The organism is Massilia sp. 9096, assembly GCF_000745265.1.
GTDB lineage: Bacteria > Pseudomonadota > Gammaproteobacteria > Burkholderiales > Burkholderiaceae_D > Telluria.
Genome location: NZ_JQNN01000001.1, coordinates 4,719,673 through 4,734,357, shown reverse-complemented (window position 1 = coordinate 4,734,357; position 14,685 = coordinate 4,719,673). Strand labels below are relative to the sequence as shown.

The following is a 14,685-nucleotide window of genomic DNA, read 5'->3' as shown; positions in this document are numbered from 1 at the left end:
TGCCGGGGACTCGGGCATAATTGGCGCATCGCAAAGGAGACGCCAAGGAGATCGCCATGGATGAGTCCCGCTTCTGGAAGCTGATCGATGCCGCCAGATCGCAAGCCGGCGACAACGAAGGTGCGCGTCCGTCGATCCTGCGCACGGCCCTGGCCGCCCTGCCGGCCACCGAGATCCAGGCGTTCCAGCGCATCTACGACCAGGCGATCGCGCACACCAACCGCTGGGACTTGTGGGGCGCGGCCTGGTTGATGAATGGCGGCTGCAGCGATGACGGTTTCCGCTACTTCCGCGATTGGCTGATCTCCGAAGGGCGCGACACTTATCAACGCGCACTGGCCGACCCCGACAGCCTGGCCGACTTTCCGATCCGCGATGAATTCGAACTCGAAGCGTTCGGCTATACGGCGCAGGAAGCCTATGCCGAACACACGGACAAGGAACTCGAGCGGGATTATTCCGGCGAAGGCGAACCCGAGGGCCGCGCATGGGACGAGGACGTGCTCCCGGCCTTGTTGCCGAGGCTGGCCGCAAAGTTCGGGCACTGAGCGGACGCCGGGGCCGTCATTGAAACGGCAAGCGCATCCCGCCGTGTGCAGCCCGGCACCGGTGCGCCCTCTTCAAAAATGGTATTCCGCCCGCACCATCGGCGTCGACGCGCGTTGTCCGCGGTTGCCGGTGCTGAGCACACCCGGCACCCCGCTGACTGTCACGTTCCAGATCAGCGTCGGCCCGACCACCAGCATGCGCTTGCGCGAACTGTAGCCGACGTCGTTCTTGGTATTCCAGTCGAACCCCAGCACCGCGCCGACGCCCTTGACCGCGCCGAAGCGCAGCTCGCGCCCGAGCACCGCGCCGATGTCGAGCGTGTGGCGGTAGACGATGTAGGCTTCCTGCGCACCCGCGTCTTGCGTGAGCGAGGCCGGATCGTTCTTGTCGGATTGGAGCAGGTCGGCGTTGAAGTAGTTCGACCCATACGCGTACGTGCTGATGTGGGTCAGCGCGATGACGTTCTTCTGGATGTCGGCCGCGCTATAGGGCTCGCGGAAGCGCTGGCCGTAGCGCCAGCTGATCGCGGTGTCGCTGAAGTCGGCCGCATGGGCGGCAGCGACACACGCCAGCAGTGCAAGCAGCGCCGCCAGCAGACGGGCTGGGGTCCGCGCCGCGCGCCGTGCGGGTGCGGCGGTCGTCGCCAGCGGTGTTGCCGGTGCTGCCGTCGGTCTCGTCCCCATGCTCGCCGCCTCGCTCGATGCGCCTGTTGTCAGTGTAGCGCGTCCGCCGCACAGGCTGCAAAGCGCACACGACAAGCCGTCGCGTGCACGCCAAGGCTTCGCCGACTGACGCCGGCTCAGCCGACGAGTGCGATACCGCCGACGACGGTCCAGGCGTGCGGGTGGCCCAGGCGCTGCAGGCACAGCGCGGCGCGCGCGCTGCGGTTGCCGCTGCGGCAGATGAAGACCAGCGGCCGCTGCGGCGCAGCCAGCAAGTGCTCGAGGTGCTCGGCAAGGCGCGACAGCGGCAGGTTGCGCGTCTCGCGGCCGAGCAGGTGCAGAGCGCCGGCTTCAGCCTCGAAAGCTTCGCGCACGTCGACGACCAGCGCATCGCCATGGGTGCGCAGGAAGCGCTCGAGCGCGTCCTGCTGCAACTGCCGCGCCTCGTCCATGACGGCCGCGCCGGGCCGGGTCCAGGCCGCACCGTCGACGTCGGCGCGATGGCACAGGATGGCGTCGGCCGGCACGGCGCCCGCGCCGAACGCGTGGCCGGCCAGGTCGCCGGCGAAGACCAGGCGCGGGGCGTCGAGCAGGTACATCGCATGATCCGCGCCGATCCCGGGCAGGCGGCGCAGGCGCTGCCGACCAACAACGAGCGCATCGTTCGCAGCATCGTCCGCGACATGCGCCGGCCAGCCGAGCGGCCCCGGATCGGCGCCGTCCATCCCGAGCGCGACGCGCAGCGCCGCGCGTGCTTCGGCGCCCTCGGCATCGGCGTGGGTTGCGAGCGCCGCCACCAGGCGCAAACCATGCCGACGGATCGCGTCGGCCATGCGCCCGGCCAGCGCAGGCGGCGGATCGATCGCCACGCACTCCCCCGCTTCGTGGTCGAGCACCAGCCAGCCGTGCCGCCCGTCGCTGCTGAAGCGGGCGACGCCGGCCTGGCCGGCAGGGGCAGCGTTCGACGCGAGCGGCATGCCGCGCATCGCCTGGCCGCAGCGGCGGATGCGCGCGCAGGCGGCGTCGATGAAGGCCTCGTCGGCGAGCGGCCCGAAGGACAAGCGCACCGCGCCGCTGGCCTGCCAGTCCGGCACGCCCATCGCCTCCAGCACGTAGCTGGGCGCGGCCTTGGCCGCCGAACAGGCCGAACCCGCGCTGACGCGCATGCCGGCCGCGTCGAACAGGTCGAGCAGCTCGCGCGCCGGCAGTCCGGGCACGGCGAAGTTGATCGTGGTCGGCAGCGTGGTCTCGAAACGCGCGTTGAACACGATGCCCGGGAAGGCCTCGCGCAGCGCGTGCACCACGCGCGCGCGCATGGCGGCGAGTTGATCGTGGTTGCGGAAGGTCGCGCCGTCCTCCAGCGCTTTCAGCACGGCCCCGAGCGCCGCGATGCCGGCCATGTTCTCCGTGCCGGAACGCTGGCCGTCTTCCTGGCCGCCGCCGGTGATCAGGGGCGTGTACGGCGCGCCGTCGCGCACGTACAGCATGCCGATGCCCTTGGGCGCGTACAGCTTGTGGCCCGAGAACGGCGCGTAATCGATGCGGGTGTCGGCCAGGTGCAAAGGCAGCTTGCCGAGCGCCTGCACGCAGTCGACCAGCCAGTAGGCGCGGCTGCCCAGGTCCTTCAGCACGCGCGCGATGGCGTCCAGGTCGGAGACCACGCCGGTCTCGTTGTTGGCGGCCATCGTGCAGAGCATCGCGGCGCGCGGCGCCAGCTCGCGCAGCACGTCCATGCGATGACGTCCATCGGCGTCGACCGGCACGGCGCGCAGCGTCAGGCCGGTGCCGAGCAGGCGGTTCCAGTGCGCCAGGCTTTCCGGCACGGCCTTGTGCTCGGTGGCGCCGTACAGCAGCAGATCGCCACAGACGTCGCCGGCCGCGCGCCGCTCGCGCACCGCGCACAGCGCCGACAGCACCGCGGTATGAATGCCTTCGGTCGCGCCGCTGGTGAACAGCAGGCGGCCCGGTCCCGCGCCGAGCACGCGGCGCGCGCGGGCGCGGGTGGCGTCGAGGATGGCCTTGGCGCGCAAACCGGTCGCATGGCTGCTGCTGGGATTGCCGTAATTGGCTTGCATCGCCTCGACCGCGGCGGCGAGCGCCTCAGGAAGAACGGGGGACGTGGCGTTTGCGTCGAGATAGATGTCGTGATTCATGAAATGAACAAAAAGCAAAAAAATATGTGCGCGCAACATACATTGTTGAGTAATATATGTTACGTAGTCGTGCGGAATCAGTCGTCCTCAAGTTCCCCCGATTTTCCGGTTTTGCAGAACAAACATTCTCAATGTGGCAGGATAGGAAGATGAACTCACTCGACAAATACGATTGTGCGATTTTGGCCGCACTCCAGGCGGACGCGACCCTGTCGATTTCCGGGTTGAGCGAGAAGGTCGGCCTGTCCAGCACACCCTGCTGGAAACGGGTCAAGCGCCTGGAGGAAGAGGGCTATATAGAGAGCCGGGTCAGCATCGTGAACCGGCAAAAAGTCGGCCTGCCGGTGACGGTGTTCGTCAGCGTGCGCACCACCAGCCATGACGAAAAGTGGCTGGAGCGCTTCGCCGCGTCGGTGATGGCGCTGCCCGAGGTGCTCGAATTCCACCGCATGAGCGGCGACGTGGATTACCTGCTGAAAGTGGTCACCACCGACATCCAGGGCTACGACCGCTTTTACAAGAAGCTGATCAAGGCGGCGCAGCTGACCGGGGTGTCCTCGGCCTTTTCGATGGAGCAGATCAAGTCCACCACCGCGCTGCCGCTCGACCTGATTTCGCACGGGTTGCCTGCCTGAGCTATTCTCCGGCCGCGTTTCTCATGCGATGATGGCGGCCGTTACCAATACGGAGAGACTGGCAATGCCATCGAAACTGAAGACCGCGCAGTTGGCCCCCTTGCTGGCCGCGCTGCTCGCCATCGGCGCCCACGCATCGGCGCAGGACCAGGTCGTGCGCATCGGCGTGAGCGGCCCGCTGTCGGGCGCCAACGCCTTCGCCGGCAAGGACGACGAGAACGGCGTGCGTCTCGCGGTCGAGGAACTCAACACGCAGAAGATCAAGGTCGGCGGCAAGCCGGTGCGCTTCGAGCTGCAGTCCGAGGACGACCAGGGCGATCCCAAAGCCGGCGTCAACGTCGCGCAGAAATTCGTCGACGCCGGCGTCAAGTTCGTGCTCGGCCCGTACAACTCGGGCGTCGCGATTCCGGCTTCGCGCGTGTACAACGACGCCGGCATCCTGATGTCGACGGTCGGCACCAACCCGAAGATCACGCAGGCGCGCTACCCCACCGTGTTCCGCATCGTCGCCAGCGACAACCAGGTCGGCGGCTCGATGGCGGCCTACGCGGCCAAGGAACTCAAGATCAAGACGGTCGGCGTGATCGACGACCGCACCGCCTTCGGCACCGGCATCGCCGACGAATTCGCCAAGCAGGCGCGCGCCTCGGGCCTCACGGTCGCCGGACGCGAGTTCACCACCGACAAGGCCAGCGACTTCGCCACCATCCTCACCAGCTTCCGCGCCAAGAAGGTCGACGCGATTTTCTTTGGCGGCTATGCGCCGCAAGGCGCTCCGATGGCGCGCCAGATGAAGCAGCTCGGCATGGCGAACGTGCGCCTGCTCGGCGGCGACACGCTGTGCAGCCCGGAGATGGCCAAGCTGGGCGGCGACGCGGTCGGCGGCAACGTGATGTGCGCCCAGGCCGGCGCCATGCTCGACAAGCAGGCCGGCGGCCCGGCGTTCAAGGCGCGCTACAAGCAGCGCTTCGGGCGCGACGCCGACGTGTACGCGCCCTTTTTCTACGACCAGACGATGTTCATCGCCCAGGCGATGAAGAGCGCCAACGCGGTCGACCCGGCCGCCGTCAACCGCCAGCTGCGCACCCTGACCTACCAGGGCGTGGCCGGCAGCTACGCCTACGACGCCAACGGCAACCTGAAAAAAACCGCGGTGACGGTCTATACCTTCAAGGGCGGGTTGCTGGTGCCACTGGCCAGCTATTGATCGATACTCAGCCGTAAAGACTGGGCGATGGGCGGCGCAGGGCGTATCCTTGGCGCCGCCCGATTTTTTCCTCCGAACCGAAAGACCATGAAACACATCCTGACCCTGGGCGCGATCGCCACCGCCGCCCTGCTCGCGTGCGCGGGCGCGCAGGCGAGCGCCGCCAAGCCGGCCGCCGCCGCAACCGCGCCTGCCAGCGCCGACAGCAAGCGCCTCAACGACCTCGCCGACGCCTACTGGGACGCCGAAGCCCGCTTCAACCCGATCGCGGCCGGCGAAGCGGGCGACAGCCGCTTCAACGACCAGATCGGCATGGCGATCTGGCCCAAGGTGCGCGCGCAGCAGTTCGCGCTGTACAAGAGCATGCAGTCGCGCCTGCACGCGGTGCGCCGCGCCGCCCTGTCGCCACGCGACCAGACCACCTACGACATCCTCGACTACGACCTCAAGACCGCGCTGCGCTTCGAGGCCTTCCCCGAGCACCTGCTGCCGCTGGACCAGATGGACAGCGTCCCGGTCGACCTGGCCAACTACGCCAGCGGCCAGGGCGCGCAGCCGCTGGTCAGCGTCAAGGATTACCAGGCTTACCTGAGCCGCCTGGAGCAGCTCGGTCCGTGGATCGACCAGGCCATCGCCAACATGCGCGAAGGGATGAAGCGCGGCGTCACGCTGCCGAAGGCGATCGTGGTCTCGATGCTGCCCCAGTTCAAGCAGCTGGCCTACAGCGACGTCGAATCGAGCATCTACTACACCCCGGTGAAGCAGTTCCCGGCCGGCTTCTCGAGCGAAGACAAGAACAGGCTGAGCGCCGACTACCGCCGCGTCCTCGAGAAGCTGCGCCAGCCGGTGGCGGCGCTGGGCGTGTTCCTGGAAACCGAATACCTGCCGGCCTGCCGCACAAGCACCGGCTACGACGCCCTGCCGAACGGGAAGGCCTGGTACCTGGCGCGCGTGGCCAGCCAGACCACGACCAGCCTGAGCCCGGACGACATCCACGTCACCGGCTTGCACGAAGTGGCGCGCATCCAGAAGGAATACGCGCGCATCGGCCCGCAGATGGGCTACACCGGCCCGGCGACCGACCTGCCGACCTGGGTCGGCGAGCAGGCCAAGTACAAGCCGTTCAAGACCGAAGGCGAGATCATCGCCGTCTACCGCAAGCTGAACGCGACGCTCAACACCAAGCTGCCGGCGCTGTTCTCGCTGCGCCCGAAGACGCCGCTCGACATCCGCCTCGAGCCCGAGCTGACGCGCGCCACCGCGTCCGACCACTACACGCCGCCGGCCGCCGACGGTTCGCGCCCGGGCGTGTTCTGGGCGGTGGTGAACGACCCGAAGCAGTACGGCAGCACCGGCATGACCACGCTGTTCCTGCACGAGGGCCAGCCGGGCCACCACTTCCACATCGCCCTGAGCCAGGAGCTCGGCCTGCCGACGCTGCGCAAGTTCGACATGAACAACGCCTTCACCGAAGGCTGGGCGCTGTACGCCGAGACGCTGGGCAGCGAGATGGGCCTGTACGAAAAGCCGGAAGACTGGTTCGGCCACCTGAACGACGAGATGCTGCGCGCGGTGCGCCTGGTGGTCGACACCGGCATGCATTCGAAAGGCTGGACGCGCGAGCAGTCGATCAAGTACATGCGCGAGACGCTCGGCTACACCGACGCGCTGGCCAGGAGCGAGACCGAGCGCTACATGGCCTGGCCGGGCCAGGCGCTGGGCTACAAGATCGGCGCGCTGAAGATCCAGGACCTGCGCGCCCGCGCCGAACAGGCGCTCGGTCCGAAGTTCAACCTGCCGGCCTTCCACGCGGTGGTGCTGGGCGAAGGCACGCTGCCGCTGGAGCTGCTGGAGAAGAAGGTCAATCTGTGGATTGCGGCGAGCAAGGTGGCTGGATAAACCGCTTGCCGCAGACGTAAAAAACCGGGGCATGCCCCGGTTTTTCATTGGCGAATGCGCGTCGCTTATTGCGGCGCGATGCGCCAGACGACCCCACCGCCATCGTCGACCACCAGCAGCGCCCCATCCGCCGCCACCGTCACCGCGGCCGGGCGGCCCCAGACGTCGCGGTCGGACAGCACCATGCCGGTCATGAAGTCCTGGTACTGGCCGGTCGGCACGCCGTTTTTCATGAACACGCGGATCACCTTGTAGCCGGTGCGGATGCCGCGGTTCCAGGAGCCGTGCAGCGCCAGGAACACGTCGCCGTCGTACTCTTTCGGGAAGGCGTGCTGGGCGCCGGCGGGCGCGTGATAGACCGTCATGCCCAGCGGCGCCGAGTGCGCCTGGATCAGCGTGTCGGGCACGGTGATCTTGTCCTTCAGATCCGGGCGGATGCCCTTCAGGCGCGGGTCTTCGTGGGCGCCGAGGTAGTACCACGGCCAGCCATAGAAGCCGCCCTGCTTGACGCGGGTGACGTAGTCCGGCGGCAGGTTGTCGCCCAGCTCGTCGCGCTCGTTGACCGCGCAGAACACGTCGCCGGTCTCGGGGTGAACGAACAGGCCGACGCAGTTGCGCAGGCCGGTGGCGAAGGTGCGGCGGTTCTTGCCGTCGGCGTCGAACGCCAGCACGTCGGCGCGGCTGGCTTCCTCGGCCCAGGCGGCGCCCATGCCGTGCTTGGCTTCCCACTGCGCCAGCGGCTCCGGCGGCTTGGGACCGATGTCGGAAGCGTAGTTGGTGGCCGAGCCGACCGACACGTACAAGGTCTTGTCGTCCTTCGAGAACGCCAGCGTGCGCGTGGTGTGGCCGCCGGTGCTGTCGGCCAGCTTGTCGACGATGGTCTCCGGCGCGCCCTTGGCCTTGACGTCGCCGACGCTGTACGGAATACGCACGATCGAATTCACGTTGGCCACGTACAGATATTTCGGGTTGGCGCCCGAGGGCCAGAACACCATGCCGTACGGGCGCGACAGGCCGCTGGCAAACACGCCGACGGTCTGCGCCTTCTCGCCGTTCTGGCGCAGGATGCGGATCTCGTCCTTGCCGGCTTCGGACAGGAAGATGTCGCCGTTGGGGGCGCGTACGGCCAGGCGCGCCTTGCCGGTGTCGGTGGCGAATTCGCCCACCTTGAACCCCTTCGGCACCTGCGGCATCGCGCCGTTCGGGCGCGGCGCCAGCTTCGGTCCGTTGCCGGCGCTCTGGCTGGCATAGGGTGCGACCAGCTGGTCGACGCGCACGTGGTGCATGTCGCCCGGCTTGTCTTCGCTCCAGGCGCCGGCCTTGGCGCCTGCGCCTGCATTGCCGCCCGCCGCCGGTGCGGCCGCAGGCGCCGTCGCCTTGCCGCTTTGCGTGGCGAGATAGTCGATCACCATAGCGCGCGCCTTGGCGTCGGCCACGGCGACCGGCATCGCGGTGCCCGGCACGTCCTTGCTCGGATTGCTCAGGAAGACGTCGAGTTCCTCGCGCGTCCAGGTTTTGCCGGCGGCGCCGGCCTTGCTCATGGCGTCGGTGTAGTTGTAGCCGGGCGCCGATCCGGCCTTGCGGCCGACCACGTTGAACAGGCCCGGGCCCGAGCGCGCGCCCATGCCGGCGTCCACCGTATGGCAGCTGGCACAGTTGCGCTCGAAGTAAACCTGGCCGGCGGACGGTGCGGCCGCAGCTGCGGCGCCGCCGCTCAGGGCCAGCAGGCCCGCTGCGGCGATGATGTTCTTGTTCATTCGATTCTCCCCCTCGTTGTTTCTCGTCAGTCGATCATGAAGACCGGGTAGCGGCGCCACTCCGGCTCATGGTAGCGCGTGCAGCTGTGGAAGATGAAGTCGAGCACCGCAGCCTGGTCGCCGACCAGGTGCGGATTGGCCGCCTTCCAGGCCGCGAAGCTGGCGGCCAGTGCCGGCTCGGCCGCCAGCAGGCGCTCGGCCTCGTCCTCGAACACGTAATCCGAATACGCTTCCTTCTTTTCCAGCACGCTGTTGAAGAAGCCCCAGCGGAAGAAGCTGTCGTGGGCCTGCGGCTCGAGCGTCTCGACCGCGTAGCGCGCATTGTCCTGGTCCAGCATCACCAGAGAGTCGCCACGGCGCAGCTTGGCCACCATGCGGCGGCGCTCGACGCGCACCTCGTCGTGGAACATGTGGCCCTCGTACGCGTGCGCGCGCGCGGACACGTCCGCGAGGTGATAGTAGCTGACCTCCTCGTCGCGATCGTGCTCGATCTCCTGCAGGCGCACGCCGTTCCACTTCAGGCGCTCGATCACCTCGCGCCACTGCTGCGGTACGACGTAGGCGCGCGGCGCCGGCACCTCGACGTCGGCCGGGAAGCGGTTGTAGTAGGGGATGTCGCGCTCGTACGGCGCGCTGCGGTCGTACCACAGGCGCTGGTAACCGCCCAGCACGCTCGGCTTGTATTTGGCCTCGTAACCCTTGAAGCGCACCGTCGACGGATTCGCTTCGTCCATCGTCCAGTGGATCGGCCAGCTGCGGCGCATCCGCCCTTCCATCTTGGCGGCGTGGCGCAGTTCCAGGATGCGGTCGCCGTAGTTGACCGTGAAGTCCAGCGCGGTCTCCACCAGCGCGCGCATCGAGTGATAGCGGTCGGCGAAGGGTTTGAGCATGTGCGTCTCGGGCATGAAGCCGATCGTGTTGTGCAGCGCCGCGTAGCCGGTCGAGAAGCGCGCGGTCTCGAGGAATTCGGCGATGCCCTGGTCCGGGCTGTCCTTGACCGGGTTCACGTACGGGCAGGTCGGCCAGCCGCGCCGGTCCATCTCGGCGTACACGCGCGGCAGCATGATGTCGCGTAAAAAGCCGCCCAGGTTCCCGCCCAGCTTGTCGGCCTGGGTGTGGATCAGGGTCATCGTGTAGCTGTAATCGGCGCCGTTCGAGGTGTGGGTGTCGACCATCACGTCCGGGTCCCACTCGCTGAAGAAACGGTTGAAGATCTTGGCGGTGAGGGAGTCGCACTTGACGAAGTCGCGGTTCAGGTCGAGGTGGCGGCTGTTGCCGCGAAAGCCGAACTGCTCCGGCCCGTCCTGGTTGACGCGCGAGGTGTTGGAACGGTTGTGGGCGCCGTCGACGTTATAGATCGGGATGAACAGGAACACCGTCTTGCCCAGGGCGGCCAGGCGCTCGGGCTGCTCGCAGAAGTCGCGCACCAGCGCCATGCAGGCGTCGACGCCTTCCGGCTCGCCCGGGTGGATGCCGTTGTTGTTGAAGAACACCGGGCGGCCCTCGCGCTTGATCTGGGCGCGGTCGAATTCGCCGTCGGCAGTGATCACGCCGGCGTGGATCGGCACGCCCGCATCCGAGGTGCCGATCACGGAAAAGCGCAGCACGCGCGGGTAGCGCCGGGTCAGGTCTTCGTACCAGGCGATGCACTCGGCCCAGGTGGTGGTCTGGTTCTGGTTGCCCTTTTCGAAAGGCGTCAGCACTGCGGAGGTGTTCGGTTCGTTCGACATGTTGGATGCGATGATGGTATTGCCAGGATCGCTACTGTAACGCGTTATTCCGCGCCTGTGCCATCCAGCGGCAGCGAAATCGCGACCAGCGTGCCCTCGCCCGGGCGCGACTGCACCTGGATCGTGCCGCCCAGCGCGAACACGCGCTCGCGCATGCCGATGATGCCGATGCCTTCCGACGCCAGCGCCGGGTCGAACCCTTCGCCATCGTCGCGCACCTCGATCTGCAGCGCGTGCGCGGCATCGGACAGCGTCAGGCTCACGCGCGCGAAGCCGGCCTGCGAGTGCTTCATGATGTTCGACAGCGCTTCCTGCACGATGCGGTAGGCGGAAATCGCCAGCTCGTTGCCGATCCTGGAAAAATCGCCTTTCGAGTCGAACTCGAAATGCACGCCCGAGCTGCGGTAGTGGCTGACCATCTCCTCGACCGCGCCGTGCAGGCCGAGCATGTCCAGCACCTCCGGGCGCAGCCTGCGCACCAGGCGCCGGCCATTGGCGTACAGGTCCAGCGCCATCTTGGTGATCGCCTGGGCGTTGTCGCGGATCTGCTCGACCTCGGGTCCCTGCGGCGCCTTGGTCGCCAATTGGCCGATGGTCTGCGCGCCCAGGCGCACCGCGATCAGCGAGGCGTTCAGCTCGTCGTGGATCTCGACCGCGATGCTCTTCCTTTCATCCTCGACGATGCTGTTGACCTTCTGGATCAGTTTTCGATAGTCGCGCGTGCGCTCGGCCACCTTGTTTTCCAGGTCCTGCTTGGAGCGTTCCAGCGCCACCGACATGTCGCCGATCGAGGCCTGCAATTCGCCGACCTCGCCGCCGGTGGTGACCGGCAGCTGCACGCGGTAATGGCCGCCGCGGATCTGGCGCAGCTTGCCGATCGCCTCCTGCAGCGGCACGGTCAAGCTGCGCGCCAGCACGTAGGCCAGGGCGCCGCTGGCCGCCAGCGCCAGCGCCGCCAGCGCCAGCTCGATACGGAAGCGGTGCAGCTGCTTGGCCAGCATGTTGGTCGGCGACATGGTCACGCGCACCCGCCCGACCACCTCGGCGGTCTGCGTCGGCGCCCGCGTGCCGCTGGAGGCCGAGACGTGCGGCGCGCCGTTGTCCGAGAACAGGTTGATCCACACGACCTGCTTGCGGATCGTGGCCTCGTACCAGCGCGGCTCGGGCCGGATCGGATGCTTGGACAAGACCGACACCGCGTTGCGGCCGGTGGTGTCGACGATGTCGACGCGGTAGATGCTGCTGTCGGACTGCACCAGCCCGTCGATGGTCAGGCGCAGGTCGGACAGGTTGCCGGAGATGACGTTGTACTCGCTGGTCTCGGCCAGCGCGCGCGCCAGGATGCGGCCGCGCTCGGCCAGCTCCTCGTCGACCTGCGCGCGGTGCGCATACCACGAGTACCAGACGAAGGACGAGAACAGCAGCACCACCGGCAGCATGGTGATGAAGGCCATGCGCAGGCCGATGCTCCAGCCGCGCCAGAAGCGCGGCTTCATCGCCAGGCCGCCGATGGCGCCGGCGCGCGCGCGGGCGCAGGCAGGGCCGCAGGCGCGCGCGCGAAGCGGCGCACGGCATCCGGCACCTCGACCTCGAGCGAGCGCGCCACGCCCTCGTTGACGGCGGTGCGGAAGTAACGCGGAAACTGCGGCGCGGCCAGTTCGCCGCCGGCCACATAGGCGGCCGCGATCTCGGCCACCTGGGCGTCGATGTCCTCGATGCCGGAATAGGTCGTGGCCAGCGCGCCGGCCTTGACCATGTCGCCCGAGAAGCCGATCACGCCCTGCTTGCGGCGGTAGGTCGAGAGCAGGATGTTGCGGAAGTTCTCGGTGTTGTAGATCGCGCTGTCGGGCAGCGCCAGCAGCACGTCGGCCTGGTCGATACGGTTGAGCAGCCGGTTGATGTCCTCGCCGGGCGCCGCGTCCAGTACGTTGACGCCGTCGCCGTCCAGCTCCGGCTTGAGGAAGGCGGTGTCGGGTCCGAGGATCGCCGCCACGTGCAGCGGCGAGCGGCGGTACAGCATCGACGCCAGGCGCAGCTGGTCGGCGGGCGCCGGCTCGGCGTAGACCGCAGTGATCGCGCCCGCGCGCGCCGGCGCCAGCTTGCCGACGATGGCGCGAAACACCTGGCTCGAAGTGAAGGCGGCGATCGCCACGCAGTCGCAGCGGCGCGCCGCCACCTCGCGCAGCGCGGCCGGGCCGACCGCCACGTACAGCATGCGGCGCTGCTGGGCCAGCTCGGTGCGGAATCCCGCGAACACCGGTACCAGGCGCCGCCCGAGGTCGTCGGCGATGCGCCGGGTCAGCTCGCTGTCGTCGGCGGTGACGATCTGGAAGCGGTAGCCGTCGACGTGGTCCTGGCGCGCGCCTTCGGCGTGCGCAGCGCCGAGGGTACAGGCAGCGCCGGCGGCGAGCGCCAGCGCCGGGAGACCACGGATCAGGTGGCGCATCGGCACGCGTACGGCGTCAGGGTTCGATCAAGCCGTGCTTCACCGCCAGCTTGGTGATGTAGGCCTGGCGATGCACGCCCAGCTTTTCCTTGACGGACTGGCTGATGTTGCTGATGGTCTTGGTCGACAGGTTCAGGCGCTCGGCGATCTCGGTGTTGGTGAGTCCCTCAGCCATCAGCTTGAAGATCTCCAGGCTGCGCTCGTCCAGCTGCGACTGCGGCGAGACGTCGCCGCGCACGGCGATGCTGGCCAGGCGCTCGGCGATCTGCGGCGGGAAGTACAGCTTGCCCTGGTGCGCGTGGCGCACGGCTTCGCCCAGGTCGTTCGGGTCGCAATCCTTGGTGACGAAGGCATGGGCGCCGAGGCGGTAGGTTTCCTTGATCAGGCTGTCCTGGTCGAACTGGCTGAGGAACACGATCTTCGCATCGGGATCGTTTTTCAGGATGTTCTGGGCGGCGTCCAGGCCGGTCAGGCCGGTACCGAAACGGATGTCGAGCACGGCCACGTCGGGCTTGTGCGCCTCGTACATCGCGACCGCCTCGTCGGGCGCCTTGGCCTGCCCGACCACGTCCATGCCCTGCCCGGCCAGCGACATGGCGAAGCCGGTCATCACGATTGGATGGTCGTCCGCCAGCATCACGCGGATCGCGGGGGTTTTGGAATCTTTTTGCACGTCTGTTTTCTCCGGAGGCTTGCGGGTCGCTGGCAGCGCGGCCTGCCACCCTAGCGAAGCAACAATAGTCACGATGTGATTATTTCATACATCCGGCGGCTAAGCGAGCATCCCTTCCACTGGAGCCAGCGATTACAGAACGGGTTTTCTTTCTTTGCCAAAGATAGTCTCTTTGCCATAAAAACGCTTTGCAAACTGCTAGTTGATGGCATATATTATTTCCATCTAAGTGAACTAGCGAGGAGGATGACCGTGCATTTCTCTGACATAGTCAATGGCAAGCGCGGCAACACCGGCAAGTTCGCCCTGGTCGCCGGACTGCACGTGGCGGTCGGCGTGCTGTTCGTGCACAGCCTGGGCACGCGCCATCTCTCGCTGCCCTTTCTGCCCGATCCGGTGACGGTGGTGCTGCAAGCGGATCCGCCGCCACCGCCGCCGACGCCGGTCGATCCGCCCACGCCGAAGCAGCAACTGGCGCCACCGCCGAAACTGTTCGTGCCGCCGCCCGAGATTCCGCTCGCGGCGCCGCCCGAACCGACGCCGACGGTTACGGCCACCACCGCCGAACCACAAGCGCCACAGCCGGCACAGCCCACCCAAGCGGCGGCGGATCCGGGGCCACCCACGGCCACGCCGCACAACGCCAACCCCGGCCAGATGCGCAGCGCCGTCTTTGCCGACGCCAACGCCTGCGCGCTGCCCAGCTACCCGGCCAAGGCCGTGCGCGAGGGCGAGAGCGGCACCACGACGCTGGCGTTGCTGGTCGGCGCCGACGGCCGCGTGAGCTCGGCGCGGGTGCAGCACAGCAGCGGTTCGCGCGAGCTGGACCGGGCGGCGCTGCAGGCGCTCAGCCTGTGCAAGTTCAAGCCGGCCAGCGCGAATGGCGTGGCGGAAGCCGGCTGGGCCCAGCTGGCCTATGTCTGGACGCTCGACTGAGCGGCAACCGAGCGGCAACTGAGCCGCAACTGAGCCGC

General features: G+C 67.8%; 12 protein-coding genes. 5 read left to right on the top strand and 7 right to left on the bottom strand.

All coding sequences use genetic code 11. The annotated features are described in order from the left end of the window. Nucleotides 1-56 precede the first annotated feature (56 nt). Nucleotides 57-548, top strand: a complete 492-nt coding sequence (locus FA90_RS20490; RefSeq protein ID WP_036172134.1) for a DUF4240 domain-containing protein — start codon at nucleotides 57-59, stop codon at nucleotides 546-548. A 72-nt stretch (nucleotides 549-620) separates the two neighbouring features. On the opposite strand, the gene FA90_RS20485 is transcribed toward FA90_RS20490, so the two are convergent. Both FA90_RS20485 and FA90_RS20480 read right to left on the bottom strand, forming a co-directional pair. Continuing rightward, complete coding sequence (locus FA90_RS20485; RefSeq protein ID WP_051971960.1) at nucleotides 621-1,232, bottom strand: hypothetical protein; 612 nt, start codon at nucleotides 1,230-1,232, stop codon at nucleotides 621-623. Between the two features lie 116 nt (nucleotides 1,233-1,348). Then, nucleotides 1,349-3,364 (bottom strand): aminotransferase class V-fold PLP-dependent enzyme, encoded by a 2,016-nt coding sequence (locus FA90_RS20480; RefSeq protein ID WP_036172133.1) that lies wholly within the window; start codon nucleotides 3,362-3,364, stop codon nucleotides 1,349-1,351. Between the two features lie 149 nt (nucleotides 3,365-3,513). Between FA90_RS20480 and FA90_RS20475 the strand changes: the two genes are divergently transcribed. From FA90_RS20475 to FA90_RS20465, 3 genes are all read left to right on the top strand, one after another. Next, nucleotides 3,514-3,999 (top strand): Lrp/AsnC family transcriptional regulator, encoded by a 486-nt coding sequence (locus FA90_RS20475; protein WP_036172131.1) that lies wholly within the window; start codon nucleotides 3,514-3,516, stop codon nucleotides 3,997-3,999. 64 nt (nucleotides 4,000-4,063) lie between these two features. Then, nucleotides 4,064-5,206, top strand: a complete 1,143-nt coding sequence (locus FA90_RS20470) for a branched-chain amino acid ABC transporter substrate-binding protein (RefSeq protein WP_036172129.1) — start codon at nucleotides 4,064-4,066, stop codon at nucleotides 5,204-5,206. 87 nt (nucleotides 5,207-5,293) lie between these two features. Continuing rightward, complete coding sequence (locus FA90_RS20465) at nucleotides 5,294-7,105, top strand: DUF885 family protein (RefSeq protein WP_036172127.1); 1,812 nt, start codon at nucleotides 5,294-5,296, stop codon at nucleotides 7,103-7,105. A gap of 65 nt (nucleotides 7,106-7,170) precedes the next feature. Here the strand turns inward: FA90_RS20465 and FA90_RS20460 are convergent, their stop codons facing one another. Genes FA90_RS20460 through FA90_RS20440 form a run of 5 tightly spaced genes read right to left on the bottom strand, consistent with a single transcriptional unit; the run spans nucleotide 7,171 to nucleotide 13,711 of the window. Next, nucleotides 7,171-8,862, bottom strand: a complete 1,692-nt coding sequence (locus FA90_RS20460; RefSeq protein WP_036172125.1) for a PQQ-dependent sugar dehydrogenase — start codon at nucleotides 8,860-8,862, stop codon at nucleotides 7,171-7,173. Between the two features lie 26 nt (nucleotides 8,863-8,888). Further along, nucleotides 8,889-10,592, bottom strand: a complete 1,704-nt coding sequence (locus FA90_RS20455) for a M14 family zinc carboxypeptidase (RefSeq protein WP_036172123.1) — start codon at nucleotides 10,590-10,592, stop codon at nucleotides 8,889-8,891. Between the two features lie 44 nt (nucleotides 10,593-10,636). Next, nucleotides 10,637-12,088 carry an ATP-binding protein gene (locus FA90_RS20450; protein WP_036172120.1) on the bottom strand — a complete coding sequence of 484 codons (1,452 nt, stop codon included), beginning with the start codon at nucleotides 12,086-12,088 and terminating at the stop codon, nucleotides 10,637-10,639. Further along, nucleotides 12,085-13,038, bottom strand: a complete 954-nt coding sequence (locus FA90_RS20445; RefSeq protein WP_051971959.1) for a hypothetical protein — start codon at nucleotides 13,036-13,038, stop codon at nucleotides 12,085-12,087. Before FA90_RS20445 ends, FA90_RS20450 begins: the two co-directional genes overlap by 4 nt. Nucleotides 13,039-13,054: 16 nt before the next feature. Continuing rightward, complete coding sequence (locus tag FA90_RS20440) at nucleotides 13,055-13,711, bottom strand: response regulator transcription factor (protein WP_239700865.1); 657 nt, start codon at nucleotides 13,709-13,711, stop codon at nucleotides 13,055-13,057. A 252-nt stretch (nucleotides 13,712-13,963) separates the two neighbouring features. Here FA90_RS20440 and FA90_RS20435 point away from each other — a divergent pair, with 252 nt between their 5' ends. After that, entirely contained in the window at nucleotides 13,964-14,647 is a 684-nt protein-coding gene (locus FA90_RS20435; RefSeq protein ID WP_036176527.1) for an energy transducer TonB, read from the top strand. Nucleotides 14,648-14,685 lie beyond the last annotated feature (38 nt).